A 16,144-nucleotide genomic window follows, 5' to 3' on the forward strand; every position below is an offset into this window, starting at 1 on the left:
CGGCCCCCGGGTGGTCTTTTAAACCAGCGTATGAGTATTAAAGTAGGCATATTCTTCGGCGGCCCCTCCCGGGAACGCGAAATCTCCTTTGCCGGAGGGCGTACGGTATACGATAACCTGGACAAGTCGCTCTTCGAGCCGGTGCCGATCTTCGTCGACAGCTTCCGGCGCTGGTACCTCCTCGACTGGCAATACCTCTACCGCGGCAGCATCCGCGACTTTTTTCCGCCCGTATCCCTCGCCCCCGAAAGTCGGCACGCTTTCCAGGTCTACCAGGAAAGCCTGGGCCCGCAGGACGAACTGGCCCTCGAGGAAATGGGTACCCACATCGGGCGCCGCATCCGGCGGGAAGAACTGCCCGAACTGATCGACATCGCTTTTCTGGCCCTCCACGGGGAGTACGGCGAGGACGGGCAACTCCAGCGCGAACTGGAATACGCCGGCGTCCCCTACACCGGCAGTGGCGTGGAAGCCAGCGAGATCGGGATGGACAAGGCCCTGCAAAAGGAGCTCATGTCCCGCGCCGGCTATCCCTCACCCCCCATCCTGGTCATCGAGCAGGACGCCCTGACCGACGGCGCGATCGAAGACCTCTTCCACCGGTCGCTGGAGCGCATCGGCTGGCCCATGGTGGTGCGCCCGGCCCGGCAGGGCAGCAGTATCGGAGTTTCCATCCTGCACGAAGAGGAGGGGCTCGCCGGTTTCGAGCGGGCGGTCAACGCGGCCTTCTTCCGCGAAGCACTGCTGCTGGCGGACTACGCCAACCGTTCGCCCGCCGACCGCATCGAGTACGTGCGCCGGGTAAGTGACCTGCGCGACGGCATCGCCTTCCCCATGGACGCCCAGCGGGGCGACCACCGGCTGACACTCTATACCCCCGACGACCTTTTCGATTACCTGGAAAAGGCCGCCGACGATGGCGGTCACCCATTGGTCGTGCTGGAAGGCCACCAAAGCGAGGAGCGCGTCATCATCGAGGGCTTCATCAACGGCAAGGAATTCAGCACCATCGTGCTGCGCAAGCCCGACGGTGGGGTAGTGGCCCTGCCGCCCACCGAGATCGTGAAGTTCGAGGGTGAATTGTTCGACTACCGCAGCAAGTACCTTCCCGGGCGCAGCCGCAAGGTGACGCCCATCGACCTGCCTTCGGAGGCCATTCAGCGGATACGGCGGGAGACCGAGCGGCTGTTCAGCGAACTGGGCTTCGCGGTGTATGCCCGCATCGATGGCTTCTACACACCGGAGGGCACCATCTACCTCAACGATCCGAATACGACCAGCGGCATGATGCCCTCGTCGTTCTTCTTCCACCAGGCCGCCGAGATCGGCCTGAGTCCCTCGCAGTTCCTGACCTACATCATCCGCACGAGCCTGCAGGAGCGCGACCACGATGAGCTCATGGCCCAGCTGGACACCGAATTAGACGATCTGGCGGCGAGCGCGGGTGCCCGGGAACGGGTGGCCGTACTGCTGGGCGGCACCAGCTTCGAGCGCCACATCAGCGTCGAGAGCGGGCGCAACGTATTCGAAAAGCTCAGCTCGAGCGACCGGTTCCGGCCCCTGCCTCTCATGCTGACGGCTCCGCTGAACGACGACCAGCGCGGGCAGGACTTCGTACTCTACCAACTGCCGGTCAACCTCCTGCTCAAGGACAACGCCGACGACATCCGCGACAAGCTCACGAAACCCGCGGAGCACCCCGTCATCGACGAGATACGCCGAAGCTGCCGCGCCATAACGGCCCGTTACGCCGACCCCGACGTCGTTTTCACCCCCCGCCACGTAGCCCTGGACCAACTGCCCGAGTTAGTCGATCTGGTATTCATTGCGCTGCACGGCCGGCCCGGAGAGGACGGACAGGTACAACGACAACTCGAGCGTTTGGGCCTGCCGTACAACGGTTCCGGACCCGATAGCTCGGCGGTCACCATTGACAAGTTTGAAACCCTGCAGGTTCTGAAACAGGGCGGCCTGCCCGTCACCGAACAGTGGCTCGGCCGACGCGAAGATTTTCTGCTGAACGCCCGCGCCTTTTACGATCGTGTGGAGGACCGTTTTGCCTATCCCCTGATCGCCAAGCCCGTCGACGACGGCTGCAGCTCAGCCGTACTGCTGCTGCGCAACCGCGAGCAACTGGAAGCCTACTGCGAACTTACCTTCCGCCCCGGATCGGGGAAGGAAAAGCAGGCCCGCCGGACCCTGAAGGTCGGCGAGAAAGAAGAATGGCCGCTGGGCAAGTCCACCATCCTTTTCGAAGCGGCCATCACGGCTGCTGGTGCCACCAAGTTCCTGGAAATCACCGGGGGGATGCTCACGCACTACGACGCCGACGGGCGGATTACGTACGAGGTCTTCGAGCCCAGTGAGGCCCTGGCCGGAGGAGAGATCCTGAGCCTGGAAGAGAAGTTCCTCGCCGGCGAAGGACAAAACCTTACCCCAGCCCGCCTGGCCACCCGGGAGTACGGATACGACTACGTGGCCGACCAGGTCAAGGCCGACCTGGAGCGCGCTGCCCGACTGCTCGGCGTGACCGGCTACTGCCGCATCGACGCCTTCGTGCGCGTGTACCCCGACGGGCGCGCCGAAACCGTAGTGATCGAGGTCAACAGCCTACCCGGCATTACCCCGGCTACCGCCATCTTTCACCAGGCGGCCATCGCCGGTTACCAGCCCTATCAGTTCATCGCCGCCATCCTCGACTTCGCACGGGAACGTACACGGCGCGGTGCTACGGCGCCTCCGGTAGTGCAACCTGCGGCCACGGCTTACGGGACCGAGCCGGCACCCGCGGTGACCGCCCACAGGGACAATTCTCCCGAACGCTCTTCAATTATCGGTCCCTTGGTAAAGAATGTCATTGCCGCCCTGCTCTTCCTGGGCCTGCTCTTCCTGTTGTTGCGCACCGGCCTTAATTGGTACACCAACCACGGCGAAAGCATGGCGATACCGACCTTTGAAGGGATGCTGATCGATGAGGCCCGCGCGCTTGCTGACGCCAACGACCTAAAGATCGACGTGACGGTCGGCGCCTTCGACCCCGCCCAGCCCGCCGGACTGGTAGTGCAGCAACAGCCCCGCGTAGGCAGCCGGGTGAAGAACAACCGGACGGTCTACCTGACCATTCTCAGCGATGAAGCCCCCGACGTGGTACTTCCAAGCCTGGTAGGCAACTACGACTACAACCAGTACGTGCGGCTGCTCAAGGTGAAAAACCTCAAGTACCGGGTACGCGAGCGCAAGTTTGACGCCCGGCAGGAGGACGGCACCATCCTGTACCTCTACTACGACGGCAAAAAGATCACCGACGAGGACCTGCGCGAGGGCGTCAAGGTGCCCATGGGCAGCACGCTGGACTTCGTGATCACCGAACGCCGGGGCGACGACGTGGTCCTGGCCGACTATCGCTGTCAGACCTTCGGGACGGCAGAATTTGCCATCACGGGCAGCCAGCTGGTCATCGGCCGGGTGATGGGGGAGGTGGCCAACCGCAACGACGCCTGGATCGTGCGCACCGACCCGGGGGCCGGCGCCACGCTGGAGACCGGCGCGAAAGTCGACGTTTACCTCAGCGACGAACGGCCGGACGATTGCGAGTAAGTCGGGAACGGGCCGAAGCGGCGCAGGACCAAATGCCCGCCCCATACGTTGGGGTAGTGGCCAACGAAAGAACATGAAGCTGTACCTACTGCCCCTCCTTTTGCTCCTGCTGGCCCCCCTCGGCGCCCAGCACATCGTACCCCTCATGGAGCATGCCCAGCTCTTTGACGGCCGTACGCAGACACTGCCGGCCGGGCTGGCCGTGTGCGGCGAAGTGGATTTGCCCGGCGTGGAGCGGATCGTCGCGGGAGGCAACAACAGCGTAAAAATCGACCTCGATACCGCGGGCCTGGGCAGCGACCTCACGGACTACCGCTGCATCGGCTGTGAAACGCTGGACTTCGGCACCGTGGTCCTGCGCTCGGACACCGTGATCTATACGGCTTTCCCCGGGACGGTGCAGGGGCTGGATACAATAGGCCTGACCGTCTGCTCACCCCGGGGCGTATGCGCCGACACTACCGAGTTGGTCTTTCTGGTGCAACGCGCGTCGCGCCAGGTGGAACTGGGCAATGTGCTGCTGCAGCCGGAATCGGTCATTGATCTGACCGTACCGACCGACAGCCTGCTGCCCGGTGGCGCCTTTTGCCGCACCATCACGGGTTGTGCCGACGATTATCCGGGGCGCGGCCAACGCTTTGCCTTTCGCACCACCATGGAGGAGGGCAACGACTTCAGGTACGAAGCCGGCCGCTTTGGCGGAACGGATGCCGTGTGCGTGACGCTCTGCAACGAGCTGGGCCTCTGCGACACCTACCGCGCCACTTTTACCGTAGACCGACCGGCGGTGGAGTTGCCCTTCTTTGATGATTTCAGCTACGAGGGATTCCGGCCGGCAACTTCGCTATGGCAGGATGAGGACGTGCTCGTCAACCGCAGCTACGGCGTAAATCCGCCCTCCCTGGGGGTGGCCACCTTCGACGCGATCGACTTCGACGGACGGCCTTACCCCAGTACGGGAAACGGGCGGCGGGGGGTGCCGCGTGACTACCTTACTTCCGTGCCCCTGCGTATGTCCGGTAAGACGGGCAGCGTACTGTCGTTCTACCTGCAACCGCGGGGACTGGGTAACCGCCCCGAGGTACAGGACAGTTTCCTGGTGCAATTCTTAACCGCCACGGGAGAGTGGGAAACCGTATTCTCACGGGAGGGGCTGCTCAGCACCACTTCCAATACCCGGGAGACCGCCTTTCGCGGGGAGCTGGTGCCCGTACCGCAGGAATACCTTTACGACGGCTTCCAGTTCCGCTTCGTAAACCTCAGTACCGAGCAGGGGGCGGTGGACAACTGGAACCTTGACTACGTAAAGCTCAGCAATCAGTCTACCTCTTTGGTCACCCAGGACCTGGCCCTGAGCGAAGCGCCCTTCCGCCTGGTGGCCCCGTATACGAGTTTGCCCGTCAGGCACCTGCAGGCCGCGGGGCAAACCCTGCTTGTTGATTCCATCTTCCTGAAACTCTGGAACCACCGGGCGGACGTCACCCCCGTAACCCGCTCCTCGTACGAGGTAAGAAACCTGGGGCAGCCTTCTTTTATATCCGGGGCGGGTCTTTTCCCTTCCAGTTACTTTGGCCAGGACAACGGCATCGCTCCGCTGAGCCTCGAGATACGGTCGGCTACCTTTGACCAGCTGCCGACCTACAACGGGATCCGCAGTTTCCTGTTCGGGCTGGATCCTGAGGGCGATTACCGGATCGCCACTACCTATTCCCTCACCGTGGCTACTGAGGACCCCGGCTTCTCTCCCCTGATCGCGGCCAACAATGAGGCCACCCAGATTACGGTCCTGGATGATTACTTCGCCTACGACGACGGCAGCGCGGAAGTGGCCATCGAGGGGCAGGCGGGCAACGTGATCGTACAGCGGTATACGGCCTTCGTGCCCGATCAGCTGGTGGGTATTCGTTTGCGGTTGCCGCGCGGACTGGGGTCGGTCGACGACCAGCGGCTGAACCTGGTGGTGTACGGTGCGGGTGAGGAGGGTACGCCGGGCGAATTGTTGTACTCGGCCAGTGAGCCCGTGCTCTACGCCGAGGACTTCTACACCGATTCCTTACAGGCCTTCACCAGCTACGCCCTGCGGGAGCCCCTGGATCTGCCGGCGGGCGACTTCTACGTGGGCTGGCGGCAGGACCCGGCCAACCGGTCGCTGCCGGTAGGCTTTGACCGCAACAACCCGGTATCCGGTGTGCAATACTTCGACGCCGGCAGCGGCTGGGAAGCCTTGAACGGCTCCACCGGCGGAGCCATCATGATCCGCCCACTCCTGTCGGGGGCCGAGGTTATGCCCACCGCAACGGACGATTTGCCGGGGTCGGCACCCGCCGTGCAGGTTTATCCCAACCCAACGGAGGGCGCGGTCACGCTGCGGCTCGATCCGTCGTACTCGATAACTGACTTGCGCTTTCGGCTGCTGGATGCCGCGGGCCGTACGGTAATTGACGGCGTGGGCACCGATCGCCTGGACCTCAGCCGCTTACCCCGGGGGTTGTATTTGCTGGAATATTGGGTAGGGGACCGGGTCGGGCGTCATAAAATTGTCAGGCAATAATCTATTTGCCCTTTTTCTTGTTGAGCCTCATTAAATGGTTTATCATATATGGAAGCAACCGTAGACGAACTCAAAAAACGGGAACAGGAAGGCAAAGACGATTACGTTTTGCTGGATGTTCGGGAAGATTACGAACGGGCGGAATTCAACGTAGGCGGCATTCACGTTCCCCTGGGACAGTTGAGTATGTCGATGGACAAACTGACCCCCTACCGCGATCAGGAGATCATTGTCTACTGTCGCAGCGGCAAGCGGTCGGCCATGGCGCAGGAATTGCTGCGGCAGTCCGGCTTCAAGAATGTCCGCAACCTTGAGGGGGGAATGCTGGCCTACCAGGGCTAGTTAACTCACCTTTGTCGATAAACGTCGGCTTCAAATCCGGCCGAGCGAACGCGCCCGGCCAGTTCCGCGGCCTCGGTATAGCTGTTTGAGCGATCCACCAGCGCCACGGCATAGGTGCCGCGATCGAAAATTTTGAGTTCGGTCTCCGCAAAACCGGCCTGCACCAGGTCGCGCACGCGGGTCCGGGCGTTGATCACCTGCCGGAAGGTACCGGCGATCACCAGGTACCGGCCTTCGGCGTCTCCCGCCGAGGAGGCAATGGAGCTGTCGGCGGCGGTTGCCGGGACAAGGTCCCGGAATTGTTGCTCCCTCGAAGAGCCCGCATCGGCAGTAAGTGGCTGGTCGTCACGGCTTGCCGATGAATCAATCGGGAAGGATTTTGGCAGTTCCGTGTAATTCACGTTATCTTCGAACTCGGTTTGGCCATCCGAAGGTGCCGTTACAACTTGTGAGATCAGCAGCGCCAGTGCCACCAGGCACAGCACGAGAATCACGAAAACAATGGTGGAAGAGTTCTTCATTGGCCGGTTTGTAGGTGCATTAAGCTCTAGAACCCTAAGTTACAAAGCGCGGTATCGGTTTACTGACGACCGATAAATAAGGCAACCGCCAGCGCGCCGCCCCGCCGGGGCACAAGAATTTTGTCAAGTGTTTGCTTTTTGGAAAGACCGTTTTTTCAGGGAGCACCGTCAGGTGCTCCCTTTTTTTGCGTAAACCATTCTTTTTCGCCGGCGTTGCCACAGATATGTCCGATAGCCCATCCTTCTCTTTCCCCCCGCCCGTCGCCGGTGATCCTACGGCACCGGGACGCAAAGAGGACCACATCGAACTGGCCTTCAAATCGCAGGCCGAGCGCGGTAACCTGGACCAACGATTCGACTACGAACCCCTGCTGGCGGCCCACCCCGCACCCGGTAGCCTGACGCCCATCGATTGGGGCGGAAAATCCCTGCGTGCCCCCCTTTGGGTGAGCAGCATGACTGGGGGTACCGAGAAGGCCCTCATCATCAATCACAACCTGGCGCGGGCCGCCGGCGAGTTCGGCATCGGTATGGGGCTGGGCTCCTGCCGTAGCCTGCTCTACGAGGACGACCGTTTTCAGGACTTCAACGTGCGGCCCCTGGCGGGTCCGGAGGTGCCCATTTTTGCCAATCTGGGCGCGGCGCAGTTGCAAAGCTTGCTGGAACGGGGCGAGGCGGATCTGGTTACCCAACTAATAGACGCACTCGATCTCGACGGTCTCATCGTACACGTCAACCCCCTGCAGGAATGGCTGCAACCGGAAGGTGACCGCTTCACGGTGGCCCCCCTGGAAACCATCCGCGAACTGCTGCGGGCATTGCCCAACCTGCCGGTGATCGTCAAGGAGGTAGGGCAGGGGATGGGCCCCGCCAGTCTGCGCGCCCTGCTGGAGCTGCCCCTGCTGGCCCTCGACACGGCGGCTAACGGCGGGACCAACTTCAGCAAACTGGAGCTCTTTCGGTCCGACGCGCTGGCCCGCAGTGCCTACGGCGGCCTTACCCAGGTGGGGCATTCCGCCGAGGAGATGGTTCGGCAGGTAAATCGGATCGTGGAAGAATCCCCCCGGGAGATCCGTTGTTCCCACCTCATCGTAAGCGGCGGAGTGCAGGACTTTCTCGACGGCTACTACCTGACGGAGCTCTCGCGACTGCCGGCGATCTACGGGCAGGCGTCAGCCTTTCTGCGACACGCCCGCGAGGATTACCTGAGTCTGCAGCGGTACGTAGCCACCCAGCTGCGCGGTTTAGAGTTGGCCAAGGCCTATCTTCGCCCCCGGCCTTAAATCTTAGACCCTCCCCCTGTGGCCGAGCAAGTAAGCGACCCTCACCGCATCAGCGGATTCAGTAAATTCGACAAGGCACAGCGCCGACAGTGGCTTTTGGAGCACTTTCTGCCCGAACACGGGGAGGATGATTTCGCCTTCTTCGAGGCCGGCAGTTCCGATCTGCAGGATGTGCTGGACAACTTCAGTGAGAACACGGTCGCCAACTTCCCCCTCCCCTTTGGCGTGGCGCCCAACTTCATCGTTAATGGTCGGACGTACGCCGTACCCATGGTCATCGAGGAAAGCAGCGTAGTGGCCGCGGCCAGCAGCGCCGCTAAGTACTGGTCGACCCGCGGGGGGTTCCACGCCGAAGTGCTGGCTTCCGAAAAACTTGGCCAGCTCCATTTCCGGTGGAGCGGTACGCCAGAGCGGCGTGCTTCCCTCTTTCGGGAGTTGGAGGACCGGCTCCGGGAAGCTACCGCTGAACTCACCGCGCGCATGGAGAAACGGGGCGGCGGGGTACGCGGGATGCAGTGGAAGCACCTTCCCGAGGTGGACCGGCAGTGTTACCAATTGCTGGTGAGTTTCGGTACCGGCGACAGTATGGGGGCCAACTTCATCAACACCGTCCTGGAGACCTATGCCGCCGAACTCGAGCGGTGGGCGGGGGAGAGTGAGTCGCTGTACGACGATGAGCGGGAGCTGGAAATCATCATGGCCATCCTCAGTAACCATACGCCTAACTGCGCCGTCCGTGCCTGGGTGAGCTGTCCTATTGAGGAGATGAACATTCCCGGGTCGGGGGTAGACGCCGCCGACTTTGTACGCCGCTTCGAACTGGCCGTAGCCATTGCCCGCGAGGACCCCTACCGGGCCGTTACCCACAACAAGGGAATCATGAACGGGGTAGACGCCGTGGTGCTGGCGACGGGCAACGACTTCCGGGCCGTGGAGGCTGCCGCGCACGCCTTCGCCGCTTCGGGGGGGCGCTACGCTTCGCTAAGCCGTTGCCGGGTGGCCGATGACGTATTCCAATTCGAGCTTACCCTCCCCCTAGCCTTGGGTACGGTGGGCGGTCTAACCCGCTTGCACCCGCTGGCCGATCTGTCCCTGAAGCTTCTGGAGCGACCCAACGCCGAAGAACTGATGTGCATCGCCGCCGCCACCGGTCTGGCCCAAAACTTCGCCGCCCTGCGCAGTCTGGTGACCACCGGCATCCAGCAGGGTCACATGAAGATGCACCTGCAGAACATCCTGTCCAGCCTCCAGGCTAGCCCCCCCGAGCGCCGCCAAACGGTCAACTTCTTTGAAGGACGCACCGTCAGCCACCACGGCGTACGCCAGTATCTGGATAAGCTTCGGGAGGGGAAACTTAAGTAGGTTTGGCGGTTCCCAACATCTTGTCGGAGTTGTTGAGTGGTGATGATAATTGTTGTGGTTGCGCGACCAGAGGTCACGAGCCGTGCGGTTCCCGACATCCTGTCGGGTCATTGAGGGGTCGGCGGATGGTTGGGGTCTACGCGACCGGAGGTCACGAACCGTGAAGCGCGACCGGAGGTCACGAGCCGTCCGGTTCCCGACATCCTGTCGGGTTGTTGAGTGGGGGGCGGAGGGTTGGGGTTTACGCGACCGGAGGTCACGAACCGTGCCGCGCGACCGGAGGTCACGAGCCGTGCGGTTCCCGACATCCTGTCGGGTCATTGAGGGGTCGGCGGATGGTTGGGGTTTACGCGACCGGAGGTCACGAACCGTGCCGCGCGACCGGAGGTCACGAGCCGTGCGGTTCCCGACATCCTGTCGGGTTGTTGAGTGGGGGGCGGATGGTTGGGGTTTACGCGACCAGAAGTCACGAACCGTGCCGCGCGACCGGAGGTCACGAGCCGTGCGGTTCCCGACATCCTGTCGGGTTGTTGAGTGGGGGGCGGAGGGTTGGGGTTTACGCGACCAGAGGTCACGAACCGTGCCGCGCGACCGGAGGTCACGAGCCGTGCGGTTCCCGATATCCTGTCGGGTCATTGAGGGGTCGGCGGATGGTTGGGGTTTACGCGACCAGAAGTCACAAACCGAGCTGCACGACCGGAGGTCATGCGGCCGAAGCCTCCCACTCACACCTCCTGAATAGCAAATCATAGTCAGGGTGTAGGTAGGTATGCGGCCAATCTTCCCAGTGTTTCACTAGTCCGGCCTTAACAGGATTGTTTAGCAGGTACCACATCACAGTAGAAAACTTACCCGTCCTAACATCCCGATCGAAATAGCTGGTGGCCCAGAACGGCTGCCCTCTAATCCCGAGAATACGGTTAGCGCGCAGGGCCGTGAAATTCTTATGCGCTTTTATAATCGAGCCGGTGTCTACTTCTGCTTCGGAGGAACTCCGGGCCAGTACGTGAACGTGGTTACTCATTACACAAATCGCAAACAACATAACACCTCTGTGTTCCGCTAACCATTTCCAGGAGTCGAGAACCAGCTTGGCTATGGCTGGATTTGCCAGGTGGTAGGGGCCATTTGATTTGTGGTGGAGCGCTTCCTCAAGTAGCTGTTCTGCTAGTATTCTTGGACCTGGTTCATTGAAGGGTGTTTGTGCCTCGCCGTATGCCTCCTGGTATTTCCAATACTTCTCTCTCATTTCTGTCAAGACCTTCTGAGGGATGCTGCCACTTAATCTGTACACGATATGCATCGGTATGTGGCGCAAGGGACGATGCGGTAATTTGCCGAACTCGCTCATAGCGTAGAATTAAGAGTGAATGATTGCTTTAGACAAAACAAATATTATTTTTTATGAATAAAAAATCAAATTGTTTTAAAATAAATTGTCTAGCAGATTGATGGGGTAGTGAATAGTAGAGATATTTCTTAGGTGCACGACCGGAGGTCGCGAGCCGGGTGGTTCCCGACATCTTGTCGGGGGTTTTGAAGGGAGAGAGGATGATTAGTGGTGGCGCAATCGAAGGTCACGAACCGGGCGGTTCCCGACATCCTGTCGGGGTATTCATTGGGGAAGTATTTTCTGTGGTAGCGCGACTAGAAGTCATGAAACGAGCTACGCGACCGGAGGTCACGAACCGGATGGTTCCCGACATCTTGTCGGGGTGTTGAGGGTAATGGTGATATTTGGTGGCATCGCGACTGGAAGTCACGAGCCGGGCATCGCGACCAGAGGTCACGAACCGCGCCGCGACCAGAGGTCACGAACCGGGCGGTTCCCGACATCCTGTCGGGTTGGTATGGGTAATGGTGGTATTTGGTGGCATCGCGACTGGAAGTCACGAGCCGGGCATGGCGACCAGAGGTCACGAACCGCGCCGCGACCAGAGGTCACGAACCGGATGGTTCCCGACATCTTGTCGGGTTGTTAAGGATAATGGTGATATTTGGTGGCATCGCGACTGGAAGTCACGAGCCGGGCATCGCGACCGGAGGTCACGAGCCGAGCTACGCGACCGGAGGTCACGAACCGAGCTACGCGACCGGAGGTCACGAACCGGGCGGTTCCCGACATCCTGTCGGGTTGGTAAGGGTAATGGTGGTATTTGGTGGCATCGCGACTGGAAGTCACGAGCCGGGCATCGCGACCGGAGGTCACGAGCCGAGCTACGCGACCAGAGGTCACGAACCGAGCTACGCGACCGGAGGTCACGAGCCGAGCTACGCGACCGAAGGTCACGAGCCGGGCGGTTCCCGACATCTTGTCGGGTTGGTAAGGGTAATGGTGGTATTTGGTGGCATCGCGACTGGAAGTCACGAGCCGGGCATCGCGACCGGAGGTCACGAGCCGAGCTACGCGACCGGAGGTCACGAACCGGGCGGTTCCCGACATCCTGTCGGGTTGGTAAGGGTAATGGTGATAATTGGTGGCATCGCGATTAAGTCACGAACCGCGCCGCGACCAGAGGTCACGAGCCGGAGGTCGCGAGCCGTGAGAGCAAGTACGGTTATTGGGTTAAGAAGGGAATGTATATTACCAACCCCTTAACCGAACAACACAGCCATGCGCAACCACCTTTTACTGCTTCTTTTGGTACTGCTTTGCACTTGCGTCCGCGCCCAGAACTCGGATGCGTACCGAGAACTGGCCAAAATCGCTGAGATCGAACAGAAGATCATGGTGCCCATGCGCGACGGCAAGCGACTGGCCACCGATGTGTACCGGCCTAAGAACGTCGAAAAGGCGCCCATCATCTTCGTGCGTACCCCCTACCAGTTCAACGGCTGGGTGGACGGTGAAGAGCAGGAGCGCAACTACGAGCGGGCCTATGAGGCCGTCAGCCGCGGCTACGCCTACGTGGTACAGAATGAGCGCGGCCGCTACTTCAGCGAGGGCGACTGGGACATCCTCGGCGTACCGCTAACCGACGGCTACGACGCCATCGAGTGGATGAGCACGCAGCCCTGGAGCAACGGCAACGTGGGACTGTACGGCTGCAGCTCCACCGCCGAATGGCAAATGGCCGTGGCCAGCCTCGGACACCCCGCCCTTAAGGCCATGGTACCGATGGGTTACGGGGCAGGCGTGGGCCGGGTAGGGGAATTTATGGAGCAGGGCAACTGGTACCGCGGCGGGGCCCAGCAGATGCTCTTCACCAGCTGGCTTTACCACGTGCAGCACGACCCCAACGGCCCCAAACTGGCGGAGGGACTGCCCCGCGAAGACATCCTGCGCCTGCAGCGCTTCTACGACATGGAGCCGGAGTACCCCGAGATCTCCTCGATGGAGATGCTGAGCACCCTGCCGGTCGACTCCATCATCGCGGGCAATTACGGCCCGGAAGGCATCTACGAGGACATGATTAAGCGCAAGCCCAACGATCCGGCCTGGTACGAGGGCGGCCTCTACCACGATGACATGCCCTTCGACGTGCCCACCTTCTGGTTCACGAGCTGGTACGACGTATCGATCAGTCCAAACCTGGCGCTCTTCAACCACGTACGCAAGAACGCGGAATCGCAGGAGGCCCGCGATAACCAGTACCTCTGGATCGCCCCTACGCTGCACTGCGCCTACACCCGCGCCACGGAGAATACCATCGTAGGCGAGCGCAGCGTCGGCGATGCCCGCTATGACTACGACGGCCTGATCTACGGCTTCTTCGACAAGTGGCTGAAGGAGGAGGAACCCGGCCAGCTGATCGATACCCTGCACCGTGTGACCTATTACACGATGGGCAGCAACAAATGGCAGACGACTTCCGCCTGGCCGCCCCCCTCGGTCGAAACGGTGGACTACTACCTCGGCAGCAACGGTAATGCCAACACCATGTACGGCGACGGCAAGCTGGTCAAGCAAGCCCCCCAACAGGATAAGCCCGACAGCTTCCTCTACGATCCTATGAACCCGGTGTACAGCTACGGCGGCAACGTCTGCTGCACCGGCGACGCCGTTGAGGGTGGCTCCATGGACCAACGCCGGATGGAAACCCGTAATGACGTACTCGTCTATACCTCCGAACCATTTCCCGAGGATACCGAAGTGACCGGCTCAATTGAAAGCACCCTATACCTCAGCAGCGACGTGAAGGATACCGATTTGACCCTCAAGCTGATCGTCGTAGACGAGGACGGTGCCGCCTACAATCTTGACGAAACCATCCAGCGCGTCCGCTATCGCGAGGGATACGATAAGGAAGTATTCATGGAGAAGGGGAAGGTCTACAAAGTCGACCTCACCCGGATGAGTACCAGTAACCTTTTCAAGAAAGGACAACGGCTGCGCATCGAGGTAAGCAGCTCCAACTTCCCCCGCTTCGAGCGGAATATGAACACCGGCGGCAACAACTACGACGAGAAGGAGGGGGTAGTGGCCCACAACGTCATCCACCACTCGGCCGAGTACCCCAGCGTGGTGCGCGTGCCGGTGGTGCGCACTTCCACAACGCGCTAGGCCTTGCAACTGCACCAACTACTCACCCGAACCAGCTCCCTGGGCAATGTCTTCATGACCCTCCCGGCTCCCTTTCTGGCGGAGCGCATGGGCAGCAGTGGCGTGGAAAGCATTACCCTGGACCTGCAACACGGTTCCATAGAAGGGGATGCTGTCCTCGGATTGGTCCAGGCCATCCGTGCGGGTGGTGCCATCCCGCTCGCCCGACTGGCCTGGAACCGGCCGGAACTGATCATGAAGGCGCTTGATTACGGTATTGAGGGATTGATATGTCCGATGGTAGATACCGCCGAGGAAGCCCGGGCCTTTGTGCGCGCGGCGAAGTATCCGCCCCTTGGCAACCGTTCCTTCGGCCCCTTTCGGGCGGCGATGCTCCTTGAGGGCAACTACTTTGCCGCCGCGAATGAGCAAACCCTGTGTTTCGTCATGATTGAAACGGCGGGTGCCGTGGACGAACTGGATGCTATCGCGGCCACCCCGGGGCTGGATGGGCTGTATATCGGTCCCTGGGACCTGAGCGTGAGCCTCGGCCGTCCCCGGCAGGGCGATTTTTCCGACCCGGAGCTGCTGGCTGTCTTTGACCGGGTACAAGACGTGGCCAGGGAGAAGGGGTTGTTTACCGGCATATTCACAACCCGCCCCAAGGATGCCGCCGCGATGGCGGCGCGCGGCTTTGATCTTGTCACCTGGGGAACCGAGGAATTGATGTTCCAGCGGGGACTGGGCAAATGGCTGAGTCAGGGGGAATAGGTGGGCATCACTTCGCGCTTTCGCGCTGATCGATGAAGGCCTGCATCCGTTCGCGATCGTTCTCCAGCATATCGATACTGTTGACGAGGAAGTAGCGCACGGAGGCAATGGAGTTAACGAAGCTGCGGTCGGTATACACCTCCAGTTCCTGTGGTTCCTGGCCTACGATATCGAGGTGAGCCTTGATGTGGCTGAAGAAACCGTTGTCGTAATTCTCGACCATCAATTCGTTGTACACCTCGGCGATCTTGTAGAACTCGTACAGGGAGATCAGGTCCGATTTCACCTTGAAATCGTTCATATAGCGAATGTCGCCGGTCTGCAGGAAGGTATTGTAGGCGGTCGTTTTGGTGAAGGGCAGCGACATATTCATGGCCTGCATGACCACCGGATTGATCTCGGCGGGGTCACTGCCCGAGCGGATGAGCCGGATCAGTGAATCGAGGAACACCTGCTGCTTGCGCTGACCTTCGATCGTTTCGCTGTGGCTGTTGAGGTTGAATTGGGTCTCCTTCACGATCTCCGCCAGGTGGGCGTCGACCAACCGTTGTTCCCGTCGCTCACTCGCACAGCGCTCCAGATTAAAGGCCAGAAGAATACTGAAGACAATGAGGACGAAGTTCACCAGGTGATTCTGCCAGTCGATTTTCATGGCAAGGAAGATACATCGGGGCGCATAAAATTCGCTCCGGATGGAGGCCGAGCCCATAAAACGGCCCCGGAGGGGAGGCCTACTAACAAGCAAGGTCCCTATGCAGCGGGGGCCTTACGGTAGACGAATCCCCTCAACATATCCCCCCACTTACAAAACCGGCCCCGGAGGGACGTCTCGAATGAGCAAGGTCACTGCGGACCGGGGGCGTACGATTACACATTCCCCGACAACCGCCCCCCCACTTAGAAAACCGGCTTCGGAGGGGACATCGTCCAACGAACAAGGTAGGTATGCAGTGGGGGTCTTACGATAAACGAATACCCTTAACAATTTACCCCCATCTACAAAACCGGCCCCGGAGGGGACATCGTCCTACAAGCAATGTCCGAATGCAGCGGGCCTTACGATCAACGAATCCTTCAACAACTGCCTCCCACTTACAAAACCGGTCCCGGGAGGACATCGTCCGACAAGCATGGTCAATAATCAGCGGGGCCTTGCGATCAACGAATCCTTCAACAACTGCCTCCCACTTACAAAACCGGTCCCGGGAGGACATCGTCCGACAAGCAGGGTCAC

At 60.7% G+C, this 16,144-nt stretch carries 11 protein-coding genes; 7 read left to right on the forward strand and 4 right to left on the reverse strand.

All coding sequences use genetic code 11. The features are described from left to right. Positions 1-30 precede the first annotated feature (30 nt). From E4021_RS13660 to E4021_RS13670, 3 genes are all read left to right on the forward strand, one after another. On the forward strand, positions 31-3,597 hold the full coding sequence (locus tag E4021_RS13660) for a PASTA domain-containing protein (protein ID WP_136459927.1): 3,567 nt from the start codon (positions 31-33) through the stop codon (positions 3,595-3,597). A gap of 73 nt (positions 3,598-3,670) precedes the next feature. After that, a complete protein-coding gene (locus E4021_RS13665; RefSeq protein WP_136459928.1) occupies positions 3,671-6,148 on the forward strand; it encodes a T9SS type A sorting domain-containing protein in 2,478 nt (825 codons plus the stop codon). Between the two features lie 48 nt (positions 6,149-6,196). After that, complete coding sequence (locus E4021_RS13670; protein ID WP_136459929.1) at positions 6,197-6,490, forward strand: rhodanese-like domain-containing protein; 294 nt, start codon at positions 6,197-6,199, stop codon at positions 6,488-6,490. A gap of 5 nt (positions 6,491-6,495) precedes the next feature. On the opposite strand, the gene E4021_RS13675 is transcribed toward E4021_RS13670, so the two are convergent. Then, the gene (locus E4021_RS13675) at positions 6,496-7,011 is read right to left on the reverse strand and encodes an SPOR domain-containing protein (RefSeq protein ID WP_136459930.1); all 516 of its coding nucleotides are present in this window, start codon (positions 7,009-7,011) and stop codon (positions 6,496-6,498) included. A 224-nt stretch (positions 7,012-7,235) separates the two neighbouring features. Here E4021_RS13675 and E4021_RS13680 point away from each other — a divergent pair, with 224 nt between their 5' ends. Then, positions 7,236-8,294, forward strand: coding sequence for a beta/alpha barrel domain-containing protein (locus E4021_RS13680; RefSeq protein WP_136459931.1), 1,059 nt, complete (start codon positions 7,236-7,238; stop codon positions 8,292-8,294). An 18-nt stretch (positions 8,295-8,312) separates the two neighbouring features. Then, positions 8,313-9,656: a hydroxymethylglutaryl-CoA reductase, degradative gene (locus tag E4021_RS13685; RefSeq protein WP_136459932.1), complete on the forward strand. Its 1,344-nt coding sequence runs from the start codon at positions 8,313-8,315 to the stop codon at positions 9,654-9,656. Positions 9,657-10,359: 703 nt separating this feature from the next. Here E4021_RS13685 and E4021_RS13690 read toward each other — a convergent pair. Together E4021_RS13690 and E4021_RS13695 are read right to left on the reverse strand one after the other, a co-directional pair. Continuing rightward, positions 10,360-11,007: a transposase gene (locus tag E4021_RS13690; RefSeq protein ID WP_136459933.1), complete on the reverse strand. Its 648-nt coding sequence runs from the start codon at positions 11,005-11,007 to the stop codon at positions 10,360-10,362. A 627-nt stretch (positions 11,008-11,634) separates the two neighbouring features. After that, positions 11,635-12,099, reverse strand: coding sequence for a hypothetical protein (locus E4021_RS13695; RefSeq protein ID WP_136459934.1), 465 nt, complete (start codon positions 12,097-12,099; stop codon positions 11,635-11,637). Positions 12,100-12,270: 171 nt separating this feature from the next. On the opposite strand from E4021_RS13695, the gene E4021_RS13700 reads away from it, so the two are divergent. Then, a complete protein-coding gene (locus tag E4021_RS13700) occupies positions 12,271-14,160 on the forward strand; it encodes a CocE/NonD family hydrolase (protein ID WP_136459935.1) in 1,890 nt (629 codons plus the stop codon). Positions 14,161-14,163: 3 nt separating this feature from the next. After that, a complete protein-coding gene (locus tag E4021_RS13705; RefSeq protein WP_136459936.1) occupies positions 14,164-14,910 on the forward strand; it encodes an HpcH/HpaI aldolase family protein in 747 nt (248 codons plus the stop codon). A 7-nt stretch (positions 14,911-14,917) separates the two neighbouring features. On the opposite strand, the gene E4021_RS13710 is transcribed toward E4021_RS13705, so the two are convergent. Beyond that, positions 14,918-15,562, reverse strand: coding sequence for a hypothetical protein (locus E4021_RS13710; protein ID WP_136459937.1), 645 nt, complete (start codon positions 15,560-15,562; stop codon positions 14,918-14,920). Positions 15,563-16,144 lie beyond the last annotated feature (582 nt).

Origin of the sequence: Neolewinella litorea (assembly GCF_004803465.1) — a bacterium.
GTDB lineage: Bacteria > Bacteroidota > Bacteroidia > Chitinophagales > Saprospiraceae > Neolewinella > Neolewinella litorea.

Bases quoted from the DNA above. Each gene is read 5' to 3' on its own strand.
- E4021_RS13660 (WP_136459927.1), top strand. From the start codon at position 31: ATGAGTATTAAAGTAGGCATATTCTTCGGCGGCCCCTCCCGGGAACGC.
- E4021_RS13665 (WP_136459928.1), top strand. From the start codon at position 3,671: ATGAAGCTGTACCTACTGCCCCTCCTTTTGCTCCTGCTGGCCCCCCTC.
- E4021_RS13670 (WP_136459929.1), top strand. From the start codon at position 6,197: ATGGAAGCAACCGTAGACGAACTCAAAAAACGGGAACAGGAAGGCAAA.
- E4021_RS13675 (WP_136459930.1), bottom strand. From the start codon at position 7,011: ATGAAGAACTCTTCCACCATTGTTTTCGTGATTCTCGTGCTGTGCCTG.
- E4021_RS13680 (WP_136459931.1), top strand. From the start codon at position 7,236: ATGTCCGATAGCCCATCCTTCTCTTTCCCCCCGCCCGTCGCCGGTGAT.
- E4021_RS13690 (WP_136459933.1), bottom strand. From the start codon at position 11,007: ATGAGCGAGTTCGGCAAATTACCGCATCGTCCCTTGCGCCACATACCG.
- E4021_RS13695 (WP_136459934.1), bottom strand. From the start codon at position 12,099: ATGTCGGGAACCGCCCGGTTCGTGACCTCCGGTCGCGTAGCTCGGCTC.
- E4021_RS13700 (WP_136459935.1), top strand. From the start codon at position 12,271: ATGCGCAACCACCTTTTACTGCTTCTTTTGGTACTGCTTTGCACTTGC.
- E4021_RS13710 (WP_136459937.1), bottom strand. From the start codon at position 15,562: ATGAAAATCGACTGGCAGAATCACCTGGTGAACTTCGTCCTCATTGTC.